Origin of the sequence: Collinsella ihumii, assembly GCF_030385545.1 — a bacterium.
Classification (GTDB): Bacteria; Actinomycetota; Coriobacteriia; order Coriobacteriales; family Coriobacteriaceae; genus Collinsella; species Collinsella ihumii.
In genome coordinates this window covers 42,485-55,336 of the sequence record NZ_JAUEIQ010000012.1, presented here as the reverse complement: position 1 = coordinate 55,336, position 12,852 = coordinate 42,485, and the positions used below count along the sequence as shown (strand labels likewise).

Annotated in this window: 10 protein-coding genes; 9 read left to right on the top strand and 1 reads right to left on the bottom strand. The window is 66.2% G+C overall.

What is annotated here, in order from left to right; all coding sequences use genetic code 11:
* Positions 1-18: 18 nt before the first annotated feature.
* From QVN30_RS10665 to QVN30_RS10645, 5 genes are all read left to right on the top strand, one after another.
* Entirely contained in the window at positions 19-1,284 is a 1,266-nt protein-coding gene (locus tag QVN30_RS10665) for a molybdopterin molybdotransferase MoeA (protein WP_289836338.1), read from the top strand.
* Positions 1,285-1,322: 38 nt separating this feature from the next.
* Positions 1,323-1,796 (top strand): MogA/MoaB family molybdenum cofactor biosynthesis protein, encoded by a 474-nt coding sequence (locus QVN30_RS10660; protein ID WP_204541160.1) that lies wholly within the window; start codon positions 1,323-1,325, stop codon positions 1,794-1,796.
* A 398-nt stretch (positions 1,797-2,194) separates the two neighbouring features.
* Positions 2,195-3,070 carry a molybdate ABC transporter substrate-binding protein gene (modA, locus tag QVN30_RS10655; RefSeq protein WP_289836337.1) on the top strand — a complete coding sequence of 292 codons (876 nt, stop codon included), beginning with the start codon at positions 2,195-2,197 and terminating at the stop codon, positions 3,068-3,070.
* Between the two features lie 118 nt (positions 3,071-3,188).
* Positions 3,189-4,718 (top strand): molybdate ABC transporter permease subunit, encoded by a 1,530-nt coding sequence (modB, locus tag QVN30_RS10650; protein ID WP_289836336.1) that lies wholly within the window; start codon positions 3,189-3,191, stop codon positions 4,716-4,718.
* A 3-nt stretch (positions 4,719-4,721) separates the two neighbouring features.
* The gene (locus QVN30_RS10645) at positions 4,722-5,801 is read left to right on the top strand and encodes a sulfate/molybdate ABC transporter ATP-binding protein (protein ID WP_289836335.1); all 1,080 of its coding nucleotides are present in this window, start codon (positions 4,722-4,724) and stop codon (positions 5,799-5,801) included.
* Positions 5,802-6,084: 283 nt separating this feature from the next.
* Here QVN30_RS10645 and QVN30_RS10640 read toward each other — a convergent pair whose 3' ends face one another.
* Positions 6,085-7,296 carry a L,D-transpeptidase family protein gene (locus QVN30_RS10640; RefSeq protein WP_289836334.1) on the bottom strand — a complete coding sequence of 404 codons (1,212 nt, stop codon included), beginning with the start codon at positions 7,294-7,296 and terminating at the stop codon, positions 6,085-6,087.
* Positions 7,297-7,842: 546 nt separating this feature from the next.
* On the opposite strand from QVN30_RS10640, the gene QVN30_RS10635 reads away from it, so the two are divergent.
* From QVN30_RS10635 to QVN30_RS10620, 4 genes are all read left to right on the top strand, one after another.
* Entirely contained in the window at positions 7,843-9,153 is a 1,311-nt protein-coding gene (locus QVN30_RS10635) for a double-cubane-cluster-containing anaerobic reductase (protein ID WP_289836333.1), read from the top strand.
* A gap of 138 nt (positions 9,154-9,291) precedes the next feature.
* Positions 9,292-10,068, top strand: a complete 777-nt coding sequence (locus tag QVN30_RS10630) for an acyl-CoA dehydratase activase (protein ID WP_289836332.1) — start codon at positions 9,292-9,294, stop codon at positions 10,066-10,068.
* 341 nt (positions 10,069-10,409) lie between these two features.
* Entirely contained in the window at positions 10,410-11,591 is a 1,182-nt protein-coding gene (locus QVN30_RS10625; protein ID WP_289836331.1) for an MFS transporter, read from the top strand.
* Between the two features lie 271 nt (positions 11,592-11,862).
* Positions 11,863-12,828, top strand: coding sequence for an S-layer homology domain-containing protein (locus QVN30_RS10620; protein WP_289836330.1), 966 nt, complete (start codon positions 11,863-11,865; stop codon positions 12,826-12,828).
* Positions 12,829-12,852 lie beyond the last annotated feature (24 nt).

Sequence of the window (12,852 nt, the reverse complement as noted above, 5' to 3'; positions counted from 1 at the left end):
ATCGAAAGGCGGGGTGTGATGGCCGACGAGAACATGATCGCGCTCGAGCAGGCGCAGGCTATCGTTTTGGATCACGTGGAGCCGACCGAGCCGATACGCCTCCCATGCTGGCGCGCCGTGGGCTTTCCGCTCGCGGCCGACGTGGCGACCGATATCGACCTGTCTCCGTTCGCGAACAGCGCGATGGACGGCTACGCGGTGCGCGCTGCGGACCTTGCGGGCGCATCTCCCGAAGCGCCCGTGGTGCTCGACGTCATCGGGCACGAGGCGGCGGGCCATGTCTTCGAGGGCACGATCGGGGCGGGCCAGACGGTGCGCATCATGACCGGGGCGCCCATGGCCGACGGTGCCGACGCCGTGGTGAAATACGAGGTCGTCGAGGTGCTTGACGGCGACGGGAACGAAGGGTCGCGCGTGCGCTTCACCGCGCCGATCGCCGAGGGCGAGAACGTGCGCGCCGCGGGCCTCGAGGCGCATGCCCAAGAGGTCGTCATGCGCGCGGGGGAGACCGTCACCGCGGCGGGGGCGGGCCTGCTTGCGTCTGCCGGCGCCGCCGAGGTCGAGATCCACCGCCGGCCCGTGCTCGGCATCATCTCCATCGGCAGCGAGCTCGTCGCCCCCGACCGCGTGCCCGCGCGCGGGCAGATCCGCGACGCCAACTCCTCGGCGCTCATGGCGTCCGCCCTGCAGGCGGGCGCGGACGCGAGGTTCTACGGCATTGCGACCGATGACGAGGACGAGATCTCCGCCAAGATCCATCAGGCCATGGCGGAGTGCGACTTCGTGATCACGAGCGGCGGCGCGTCCGCGGGCGACTACGACTACGTGACCGCGCTCGTCAGGCGCGAGGGCGAGGTCCTGTTCGACCGCATCTCGCTGCGCCCCGGCAAGGCGATCACGTTCGGCCTGATCGGCGGCGTGCCCTACCTGGGCCTTTCGGGCAACCCCGCCGCCGCCGCGGTCGGGTTCGAGATGCTCGCCCGCCCCGCGATCCGCAAGATGCTCGGCTTTCGCGACCTGGTGCGCCCCGTGCAGTCCGCGCGCGTGACGCATGATGTCAAGAAGGGGCAGCAGCGCCGCTTCTACGACCGCGCGCGCGTGGAGCGCGACGATGCGACCGGGGAGCTGCTGGTCAGCGAGGCGTCGTCGCAGAACTCCGCCTTGCTCGGGACCCTGCATCATGCGAACTGCCTGCTCATGGTCCCCGAGGGTCTCAAAGGCTACCAGGCGGGGGACGAGGTGTGCTGCGTGCGCATCGATATCGAAGAGGGCGCGGTTCTGTAGACGGCCGGGGGCCGAACGTTTTGAGGAGAGGTAGCTGCATGGATATCCGTATCGCCATCGTCACCTGCTCGGACACGCGCGACATGGCGGCCGACGAGGCCGGCGCCGCGCTCGAGGAGCTGATCCGCGCCCAGGGCTGGACGGTCGCGTCCCACGAGGTCGTGCACGATGAGGTGGACGAGATCTCGGCGGCCATCGTGCGCGCGGCCGACGACAACCGCTCGAACATCGTGATCACCTGCGGGGGAACGGGACTGTCGTTGCGCGACGTGACGCCCGAGGCCACACGCGCCGTGTGCGACCGCGATGTGCCCGGCATCGCGGAGGCCATGCGCGCCTACTCCATGACCAAGACGAGGCGCGCGATGCTCTCACGCGCCGTCTGCATGCAGCGCGGGGGCACGCTCGTCGTCAACTTCCCCGGGTCCACGAAGGCGGCGCGCGAATGCTGGGAGGGGATCGCCGACCAGTTCGAGCATGCGGTCAGCATGACGGCTGGAGCCGGCCACTGAGCGGTTTGGCATGTTGACGGCGTCGTATCGCCCTTCCGGCGGTGCGGCGCCTCACGGGGAAAAGGTCGATTAACTCGTCCCCGCTCTCCCCGGGAAAGGGAGGGACAAGGACCGATGACACAAAGCGGACCGTTTGGCACGCTAAAGGGGGTCAGTAAAGGCTCTTGGCGTGCCAAACGGTCCGCTTTGTGTCATCAGGCCCCGCTTTCCTTCTCGAAAGACGCGGCATGGCCTTCGCGACTCCTCGGGAATAAAAAATTATTCTTAGGCAAGGACACTCTCGAACAGAACTATTCTGAACTCAGTATAATAATAGCAACGAATTGCGAGCGTTCGCCGCACCGTGTTGGGAGCGGGGCGGCGAGCGTTAGCGCAAAACATCTCGGGAAGGATGAACCATGCTCAAAAACCATCTGACTCGTCGCGCGTTCGCCGCGATGGGCTGCACGCTCATGCTGGGCGCCGCGCTTGCCGGCTGCAGCTCCGATACCACGGCCGCCCAGGGTTCCACCCAGGCGGATTCCGGCTCGGCAGAGCCCGCCGCCGAGTCCGTCGAGCTGCAGATCTTCGCCGCCAACTCCCTTGAGAAGGCTATGCCCGAGGTCGAGGCGCTCTATACCGAGCAGACCGGCGTGACCTTCGCCGACACCCAGTACAAGGGCTCCGGCGACCTCGTCGAGCAGATGCGCGGCGGCGCCCCGGTCGACATCCTGATCACGGCCTCCGCCGGCACCATGGACGACGCGGTCGAGGGCGAGCTCGTCGATGAGTCCACGCGTCAGGACATGTTCGTGAACGACCTCGTGATCGTGCGCGGCGAGGGCTCTGACGTCCAGATCAACTCCCTCGAGGACGTCGCCAACGTCGACGGCAGCATCGCGATCGGCGAGCCGGGCGCGGTGCCCGCGGGCAAGTACGCCAACCAGTCGCTCGCCAGCGTGGGCCTCTACACGAACGCCGAGGGCGAGGGCGGCGAGTACGCTCCCGAGATCGCCGACAAGGTGAGCCTCGCCGACAAGGTCGGCACCGCGGCTCAGTACGTCTCGACCGGCGACTGCACGATCGGCTTCGTCTACACCTCCGACGTCTACCGCTACGACGGCATCGAGGTCGCCTACACCTGCCCCGATGACTCCCACAAGCCCATCGTGTACCCCGGTGCCGTGTCCTCTACGTCCGAGAACGCCGAGGCTGCTGCCGACTTCCTCGAGTTCTGCATGACCGACGAGGATGCGCTCGCCATCTGGGCCGAGTACGGCTTCGAGCTGGCGTAAGCCGCGCGGCTGATATACTCGAAAGCCGGGCTGCGCCTGCAGTTTGGCACATGAAGAGGCGGTCTCGTTCGCTCGGGGCCGCCTTTTTTCCACAGGGCGATGTGATGGGGATGAGGGCATGACGGGAAGAGCCGCAAGATACTTCCGGGGCCGCCGGAGCCTGCTGGTCGCGCTGCTCGCGACGCTGCTGCTATCGGTGCTGTGCGCGCTTCCGGCGCGCGTGTGGGCGGACGGCGGCGAGCAGGCCCAGGAGGATTCGGCGATCGACGAGACGGCGGGCTTCGGCCTGAACGGGTTCGTGCGCTACAACCGCGGCGCCCAGCGCCTGGTCGATGATACCGATCTGGGCTACCGCTTCCCGGTCGCTGAGGGCAGCACGGTCGTGGTCATCAACATGCCCCAAAGCATCTGGGTGCATGTCGATCCGGATGCGGCCCAGGCCGCCGGGTTCGAGGCCGATGACGAGGACGACGTGAACGCGCTCATCGCCTTGATAAAGCAGCTGGACGAAACCCATTCGCGTGGCGGCGTGCTGCTGGCGGATGAGGACAAGGTCTGGGTCGTCTCCACGCAAGACGAAGTGGTCGATGGCTCCTACCGCTACATCTTCCGGGTCCAGGTCGGCGACGGATATTACACGTCGGTGCAGCCCGCCGAGGTCGCGCAGGGCTCGACGCCGTCGGAGACCGCCGCGGTGAGCGGGCTCGATTTGGGCGAAGGCGCCCTGTGGGTCGATAACGCGCAGCTGGTCGCCGCCGCGGATGTGGCGATGGAGGCCGCCCCCACCTGGCAAGACGAGCTCGCCTCGTTCTTCACCGGCTTGGACATGCGGCCGTTTTGGGTGTCCCTCAAGACGAGCGCCGTCGCGCTCGTGGTGACGTTCGTGCTCGGCCTTGTCGCCGCATGGAAGACCATGGGCACCTCGAGCCGGCTGAAGGGCCTGCTCGATTCGGTGTTCACCATCCCGATGGTCCTGCCGCCCACGGTCTGCGGCTTTCTGCTCCTGCTGCTGTTCGGGCAGTCGACGCCGGTCGGTCGCTGGCTGATCGAGCACGGGGTCGCGCTCGTGTTCACCTGGCCGGCCGCCGTGATCAGCGCCATCGTCGTCTCGTTCCCGCTCATGTACCGCACCGCGCTCGGCGCCTTCGAGGGCCTGGACGCGCAGATGCTCGACGCAGCCCGCACGCTCGGGTGGTCGGAGGCGCGCATCTTCCGCTGCCTCATGCTGCCGCTCGCCTGGCCGTCGATCGCCGCCGGCACCGTGCTCGCCTTCGCGCGCGCCATGGGCGAGTTCGGCTGCACGCTGTTTTTCGCCGGCAACTACGCGGGCGAGACGCAGACCATCCCCATCGCGATCTACTTCCAGTGGATGAGCGGCAACACCGACGTCGCGCTGTTCTGGGTCATCGTCGTCATCCTGTTCAGCTTCCTCGTGATCCTGTTCATCAACATCTACACGGCGCGCTCGCAGCGCTACCGTGCCCGCGGCATCTCGCGCGCCGAGCGGCGCCAGATGGCCGCCTCGGGCAAGGCGGATGCGCTTGAGGAGCATGGCGGAGACGCGCTGCGCATCGATCGCGAGGCGCTTTCTGAGCTTCTGCTGGGCGGCTCCTCGACGGACGCGGCATCGACGGAAGGGAGGCGGTAGCCCATGTCGCTGTCCTTGGCGATCAAGAAACGCTACCCCGGGTTCACGCTCGACATCGAGCTCGAGGCGGGCGAGGAGCGCATCGGTCTTCTGGGCGCGTCGGGTTGCGGCAAGAGCGGCACGCTGCGCTGCATCGCGGGCGTCGAGACCCCCGATGAGGGTAGGATCGTGGTGAACGGCGTCACGTTCTTCGACTCGAGCGCGGGAATCAACCTCACGCCGCAGCAGCGGAAGTGCGCCCTGCTGTTCCAGAACTACCAGCTGTTCCCGAATCTGACGGTCACGGACAACGTCCGCGCCGGCATGGACCATGCGGTCGATTCCCGCAGGCAGCAGGAGGATGCCCTGCGCTACCTGCAGATTTTCGGCATGGCCGAGTACGCCGATCGCTACCCCTCGCGTCTTTCGGGCGGGCAGCAGCAGCGCGTGGCGCTCGCCCGCATGCTCGCCGCGCGACCCGGGATCCTCATGTTCGACGAACCGTTCTCCGCGCTCGACTCCTATCTCAAAAGCGCCCTCGAGCAGAACCTGCTCGACGTGTTCTCCGTCGTCAATCGCACCGTTCTGTACGTGAGCCACGACATCGACGAGGCCTGCCGCCTGTGCCAGCGCATCGCCGTGATGCACAACGGGCGCATCGAGGAGGTCGGGACCGTGTCCGACCTCATGGAGCGTCCCGCCACGCTGGCGGCGCTGCACCTGACGGGATGCAAGAACACGAGCCCGGCGCGAAAGGCGGGCCCGACCACGGTGGAGGCGCTCGACTGGGGCATGGTGTTCGACGTGGGGCACGAGGTCCCCGAAAACGTTGCCTACCTCGGCATCCGCGCGAGCTATTTCCATATCGACCGCGAGCGCCCGGCGGGGGAGCGTGGGCGCAACAGCTACGAGCTCAAGGTCGCCCGGGTGAGCGATGCGCGCTTCGAGCGGCTGGTGCTGCTCGACGTGCCGCGCGCCGACGCGCCGAGCCGCCTGCAGTGGCGCGTGAACAAGGTGGGCGTGCCCGAGGAAGGGCTTCCGCACGAGGGCGACGTGCTGCGCATGCATTTCGATGCCCGGCGCATCCACCTGGTTTCCCGCTAACGATGGGTTCGTTCCTTAAGACATCTTCGGTGCTTCTTGCCGTTCGCTTAATGCTGCGACGATTCTGAATAGGGGACTCGCGATCGAGCATAATGGCCCCAGCGGCAGACGCCGCGTGCACTCACAAGGCGGTGAGCCATCTGGAACAGGGCCGATGTTCTCGAGCGCGCCGAGAAAGCCGGCCCCGCTGCAGGTGGCCTCCGCCGGACGAGAAGGTCCGCCGGAATAGCTGTCTTCCGACGGACCTTGCTGTTTCGCCTTGTTCTGCCGCATCGCTCGCAGGTCACTCGATCGTGACGCGCGTCCCGTTCGGGAGGTTGTCGTAGAGCCACTTGGCATCCGATACCGTCAGGCGCACGCAGCCGTGCGATGCGGGCTGACCGAGCTTCTCACCCTCGGCGGGCATGTAGTTCCCGGCTGCGTCGGTCGGCACGCTGTGGAACAGGTAGTCGCCGTAGAACTGCACGTAATAGCGACCGCCCATGGCCTCGCGGCGGTTGTAGAACGAATAGCCGCGGCCCGTGACCGAGTAGGTCCCGCGCGGGGTGCAGTCGTTGATGCCCAATGAGCAGACCATCGCGTACAGCACCTCTGTGCCGTCGCGCACGAGCACGACCTGGTTGGCGATATCGACGTGCACGTTGAGGTTCGCGCGACCGGAAAGCGAGGGATACGCGCCTCCCGAGGCCCCCTGCCAGTCGCCCATGGGCATCCCCTCGTACCAACGGCCGCTCACCTTGTCGAAATAGCGCCACGTATCCCATGTCGGCACGTACGTCATGCCGTAGCTCACCGCTCCCGTGATGGGGTCGAGGTAGTACCACGCATCGTCGATGAGCTGGAGCCCATAGGCCATGATGCCCGTCGCCTGGTCGTAATACACCCATTTGCCGGACGGGTCTCCGTCGAGATAGGCGAACCCGTGGACCATGGCTCCCGTGTACTGATCGAACAGGTACCAGCCCGTATGTTCGGCATCGTAGTTCACGAACGCCTCGCCGTGCGCCATCTTGCCGGTCGTCCAGTCGTAGTAGACCCATTTGGGCCCCGCGGAGTCCTCGATGAGCGTGATGCCCTTGGCCATCTCGCCGGTTATGGGGTCAAAGTAATACCAGGCGTCATATCGATAGTCCTCGCCTTTGACCATGGCGCGGTTCTCGTCGAAGCGGACCCATTTTCCTCCCTTGTCGCGGTCCGATTCGTCGACGGGGATGAACACGTCCTTGTCGCAGGCGATGGAGCCGTCGGCGTCCGCCCAGTACCAGGCATCGCTGTCGGGGTCGTAGAACGCATGGTCGCGCGCCATCTCGCCGTCTTCGTACCAGTGCTCCTTGGTCGCGTCCCAGCCGTCGCGAGGTGCGGAATCCTGCTCGCTTTCGGTGGTGCTAGGCTGGACGGGCTCCCGTTCGGCGAATGCCGGCGGGGGCGCGACGACCAGCGCGAGCGCGAAAGCCAGAGCGCACGGGAAGGCGAACGTACGGTTTCGTGACAACATTTCCGCTCCTCTCAGCTGCAAGGTCGGTATGTTCCATAAGTGTAGCGCTCCGGAGTAGCGCTCTGGACGATGGTGCGAGCGCGATCCGAGCGGCGCCTTTTGGCGGGAGCGGTACTGCTTGGGACGGGGCCGTTCATCTCGCCGAGAGCGCCGTTTGCCGAACGGAGCCTTGTTCGACATAATTCCGGCCCCCTATATTATCCTCGCGATGTGATAAAGCTGTCCGCCGGCAACACATCTCGCACGCGATTGAAGCGAACGAGGGGAACGCGAGCATATGCCCTTCGATTCGGCGCCGTCGTCGTGCTGGCCAGGTTCTCGCGCCCTCGGTGTGAAGGGAGACGGGTGCGAGACGCTGCGGGAGAGGACGGACTGCCGAGCTTTTGCCAGAGCCTTGCCGAGCGGCATGGCGCTGTGGCGACAACACGGAAACGATTCAGAACTCACACCTTGTGCCTGATAGTCGGCGCATCGATCGACCCGCCTGGCTGAGCCTGAGCCCGGTTGGCCCTGCGTGCGCCGTGAAAAGAGAGAAGAGGGGTAACCATGAGCGACAACACCAACGAGACGACCGCGGCCGCCGAGTACGATTTCTATCCCATGTGGGAATCGCTCGGCATGGACGTGCCCGCCCACGACATGCTGCTGGGGGCGGTGGGGCAGATGTTCGGCGACGTGTTCCTCGCCCAGGAGAACCGCCCGGCATCCACGGATTACCTCAACCAGGTCGTGGCGGGCATCCACTCCGGTCGCATCAAGGAGATGCTCGACAAGAAGGCGTCCGGCGAGGCCAAGAAGATCGTCGGGTCGTTTTGCCTGTATGTGCCCGAGGAGATCGTGATCGCCGCCGGGGGCATCCCGGTCGGCCTGTGCTCCGGCGCCGATTGGGCGACCGACAAGGTCGAGGAGCACCTGCCGCGCGCGACCTGCCCGCTCATCAAGAGCTTCGCGGGCTTCAAGCTGGGCAGCGTCTGCCCGTACATCGAGTCGAGCGACCTGGTGATCGGTGAGAACACCTGCGACGGGAAGAAGAAGGCCTACGAGTTCATGGCCACGCAGGTGAACATGTACACGGTCGACATCCCCAACGTCCACAACGCCCAGACGCTTGAGCTGTGGAAGGGCGAGGTGCGCAAGCTCGCCGAGCGCGTCGAGCAGGAGACCGGTCAGAAGATCACTGCCGAGAGCCTCAAGGCCGCCATCAAGCTCGCGAACGACAAGCGCCGCGCCCTGCAGCGCCTGTCCGCCACGCGCGCCGCGGATCCGGCGCCCATCTCGGGCCTCGACAGCCTGCTGACCGTCCAGGCCGCCTTCATGGATGACGCCGAGCGCCTGACCGGGGCGATTAACGCCATGGCCGACGAGTGCGAGCAGCGCGCGGCCGACGGGGTTGGCGTGGCGCCCAAGGGTGCCAAACGTATCCTGTACACCGGCACGCCGATGGCGGTGCCCAACTGGAAACTCTTCAACATCATCGAGAAGGCCGGCGGCGTCGTCGTGGGCGAGGAGGCGTGCACGGGCTCTCGCTACTACAAGGACCTGGTGGACGAGTCGGGCGAGACGGTCGACGAGATGCTCGATGCCATCGCCGAGCGCTATTTCGGCATCAACTGCGCGATCTTCACGCCCAACGACGGGCGCATCGAGGATATCGTGCGCATGGCCCGCGAGCTCAACGCCGACGGCATCATCGACTGCTCGCTGCAGTTCTGCACGCTGTACGAGATGGAATCCTTCACGGTCGAGAAGGCCGCCGAGCAGGCGGGCATCCCGTTCATGCACATCACGACCGATTACGCCAACGAGGATGCGGGCCAGCTGACCACGCGCATCGAGGCCTTCCTCGAGATGCTGTAGTCCCGCATACCGGGGATGCGCGCCGGCGGCGCGGGCCTGTCATCGACTGCATGCAGAGGCCCGCGCCGCCGGTCGCAAGAGATCTCGCAGGTATCTGCGTGCCCGCTGGGCTTGTTGAGGGGAAAGGGGATGCCGGCCATGGCAGGCGGATATGGAATCGGCGTCGATATCGGTTCGACGGCAACGAAGGTCGCGGTGCTCGATGCGGACGGCGCGATCGCGCACACCGAGCTCATGCCGACGGGCTTTTCAAGCGTTGACGCCGCCGGTCGCGTGGAGAGCGCGCTGCGGGCCGCCGGTTTTCCCGTCGACGACCCGGATACCCGCGTCGTCGCCACCGGGTACGGCCGCATCGCGGTGCCGTACGCGGACAAGGTGGTAACCGAGATCACCTGCCACGGCATCGGCGCCGCCCGTCTGTTCGGCCCGACGGGCACGGTCGTCGACGTTGGGGGGCAGGACACCAAGGTCATCCAGCTCAAAGGCGGCCGTGTAGCCAAGTTCGCCATGAACGACAAGTGCGCTGCCGGCACGGGGCGCTTCCTCGAGATCATGGCGGACCGCCTGGGCGTGTCGCAGGCCGAGCTGTCGGCGCTTGCCCGCGAGGGGTCCGAGACCAAGATCTCGAGCATGTGCACGGTGTTCGCGGAATCCGAGGTCATCAGCCTCATCGGTCGCGGCGTGCCGCGCAGCGATATCGCGCGCGGCGTCATCGATTCGGTCGTAGCGCGCGTCGCGGCGCTTGCGGGCCAGTCGTCCGGAGGCCCGTTCTTCCTGACCGGCGGCCTGTGCGAGAACGGCTTCGTCATCGAACGGCTCGGGGCGATGCTGGGCTCTCCGGTGGCGACCTGTCCCGAGGCGCGCTACGCCGGCGCCTTGGGCGCCGCCGACCGCGCCCGCGCGCTGGCGCGTTGATGCAGGCCGGCACGCTGCGCCCCGCGGCGTTGTTCCGTCGACGGTACGCATAGGGCACGCGCCTCCGTCGAGGGTACGGTATAGGCACGTTTTTCGCTCGGAAGCGTGCCTATACCGTACCCTCGATAGGGTGACGTGCCTATAGCGTACCGTCGACCGTCCTTAGGCATCCGCCCCGCCCTCAAGCGACTCGAAGGGCGGGGCGGCTTTTTGCGCAGGCGGCAAGATGCGCGGATGCGGCCTGTCTATACCGCGTTGCCGTCCTGTACCCTGTCGGCGCTGCAGGTATGCTACGATGGCGTGCTGTTGTCCATACAAGTCGATCGCCTGGAGAAGACGCAATGCCTGCCGGATTGCTGCCCATCATCTACCTTGCGTTCGTGGCGCTCGGTCTGCCCGATTCCGCCATCGGCTCGGCATGGCCGGCCATGGCCCCGTCGCTCGGGGCGAGCCTTTCGTGGGTCGGCGCCGTCACGATGATCATCTCTGCGGGCACGATCGTGTCGAGCCTGATGTCGGTGCGCGTGGTCGAGCGGTTCGGGACCGGACGCGTGACGGCGGCAAGCGTGCTTCTGACCGCGCTCGCGCTCATCGGCTTCTCGCTGTCCCATGAGTTCTGGCAGCTCTGCCTGCTGGCCATACCCTACGGCCTGGGGGCCGGCGCCGTCGATGCGGCGCTGAACGCCTATGTCGCCGTTCATTACGAGAGCCAGCATATGAGCTGGTTGCACTGCATGTGGGGCGTCGGGGCGAGCGGCGGCCCGATGATCATGGGCGCCTGTTTGGGGATGGGCGTGTGGAACGACGGGTTTCGCGCGCTTGGCGCCATCCAGCTTGCGATCGTGGCGGTGCTCACGCTGTCGCTGCCGCTGTGGCGCGACCGCAAGCTGCCCAAGGCGAAGGGTCGCGAAGGGGGTGCTCCGGTTCGTCGCACGCGGCGCGAGCTGCTGCGCATCGACGGCGTTGTCGCGGTGCTCCTGTGCTTCTTCTGCTACTGCGCGGTCGAGGGCACCTGCGGCAACTGGGCCGCGTCGTACAGCTCGCTCGCGGCGGGCGTGCCGACGCAGACGGCGGCGAGCTGGGCGTCGATGTTCTACATCGGCATCACGGTCGGCAGGGCCCTCAGCGGCTTTCTGTCGCTCAAATGCTCCGATAGCCAGATGATCCGCTTGGGGCAGGCGCTCATCGCGGCCGGCGTGCTCACCATGATCTCGCCATGGGGCCACGACGTGCTGGCGCCCGCGCTCGTGCTGATCGGTCTTGGCTGCGCGCCCATCTACCCGTCGATCATCCACGCCACGCCGGCGCGCTTCGGCGACGACGTGGCGCTCGAGCTTACCGGTATGCAGATGGCGATCGCCTACGTCGGCTTCCTGGTGTGCTCGCCTCTGTTCGGCATCCTCGCGCAGTACATCTCGATCGAGCTGTACCCGATCTACCTCGGCGTGTTCCTCGTGATCATGGTCATCGCCGCGGAGAAGGTGAACCGCGTCCAGAAGACCCGTGCGGCGCGAAGAGCGTAGCGGCAGGTTTTCGTCCCGCTGCGTATGGGGGGCTGTCCCTCGTATGCGCGGTGGAGCAAGGCTCCTGGTCTATACCACAATGTGATGCACAGGTCGAGGCGGCTTCTCGGCGAACGGATGCTATTTGGGCTTGTCCGCGCATCCCTTACACGATGCTGACACAAGCGTTACCGCATCCTCATGCTGCAGGTGGCAAATAATGGACCCCTCCATGGTAGGCTAATCGTGGGCATACGCCCGCAGGCGCAATCGACTAGGAGGAGACAAGATCATGCGCATCAACGACAAGGCGTGCCGCGCTATCGTGGCCGGCCTCGCCAGTGTGACCGTTGCCGCCGCCGCCTTTGCACCCGCAACGGCCTACGCAGCCTACAAGAGCTACCATGATGTTCCCGCCGACCATTGGGCGGCGACGAGCGGGGTCATCGACTGGGCGGACCGCAACGGCGTCATCAACGGCTTCCCCGATGGATCTTGGGGAGCGGACCAGCCCGTCAACCGCGCCCAGGCCGCGGCCATTCTCTACAACCTCGCCGGACAGCCCGCCGTGTCCGGAGAGCCGCGCTTCGATGACGCCTCTGAGCTCGGCTGGGCAAAGACCGCCGCGACATGGGCCCAGCAGCAGGGGATCTTCTCCGGCACGGTGCATGCGGACGGCCGGCTCACCTTCGATCCCTGGGATTCGCTGACCCGAGAGCAGGCGGCAAAGATCCTGTGCGTTCTCGCGGGAAACAGGGCCGGCAACACGTCTGTTCTGAACCGCTATCAGGATGCCGGGTCTGTCTCGGAATGGGCCCGCGAAGTCGTCGCTTGGGCGGTTCAGGCCGGCGTCATGGGCAACGGCGGCGCGCTCAACGGCAACCAGCCCTGCACCCGCAGCGAGTTCGTCTCGATGACCAAGACGACCGACAGCCGCTTCCTCCACTATGGAGACGAGTGGGATGACGACTGGGATCTCGACGACGACGGGTGGGACGACGACCGCGACGACTGGGACGACGACTGGGATGATGACCGGTACGACGACGATGACGACCAGTGGGACGACGGTTGGGATGACGACCACGATGACAACTGGGACGACGACCACGATGATGGCTGGGACGACGATCGGTTCGACGATGACTGGGATGACGACCGGGACGACAATGACGACGATGACGACGATGACGACGACCGCGACGACTGGGATGATCACGACGATGATGACGACCGGGATGATCGCTGGGACGACTAACGCTGCCATAGCGCTTGTGGTGAC

Coding starts and splice junctions, on each gene's coding strand:
- QVN30_RS10635 (WP_289836333.1), top strand. CDS start 7,843: ATGAGCGACAACACCAACGAGACGACCGCGGCCGCCGAGTACGATTTC.
- QVN30_RS10665 (WP_289836338.1), top strand. CDS start 19: ATGGCCGACGAGAACATGATCGCGCTCGAGCAGGCGCAGGCTATCGTT.
- modB (WP_289836336.1), top strand. CDS start 3,189: ATGACGGGAAGAGCCGCAAGATACTTCCGGGGCCGCCGGAGCCTGCTG.
- QVN30_RS10625 (WP_289836331.1), top strand. CDS start 10,410: ATGCCTGCCGGATTGCTGCCCATCATCTACCTTGCGTTCGTGGCGCTC.
- QVN30_RS10660 (WP_204541160.1), top strand. CDS start 1,323: ATGGATATCCGTATCGCCATCGTCACCTGCTCGGACACGCGCGACATG.
- modA (WP_289836337.1), top strand. CDS start 2,195: ATGCTCAAAAACCATCTGACTCGTCGCGCGTTCGCCGCGATGGGCTGC.
- QVN30_RS10630 (WP_289836332.1), top strand. CDS start 9,292: ATGGCAGGCGGATATGGAATCGGCGTCGATATCGGTTCGACGGCAACG.
- QVN30_RS10640 (WP_289836334.1), bottom strand. CDS start 7,296: ATGTTGTCACGAAACCGTACGTTCGCCTTCCCGTGCGCTCTGGCTTTC.
- QVN30_RS10645 (WP_289836335.1), top strand. CDS start 4,722: ATGTCGCTGTCCTTGGCGATCAAGAAACGCTACCCCGGGTTCACGCTC.
- QVN30_RS10620 (WP_289836330.1), top strand. CDS start 11,863: ATGCGCATCAACGACAAGGCGTGCCGCGCTATCGTGGCCGGCCTCGCC.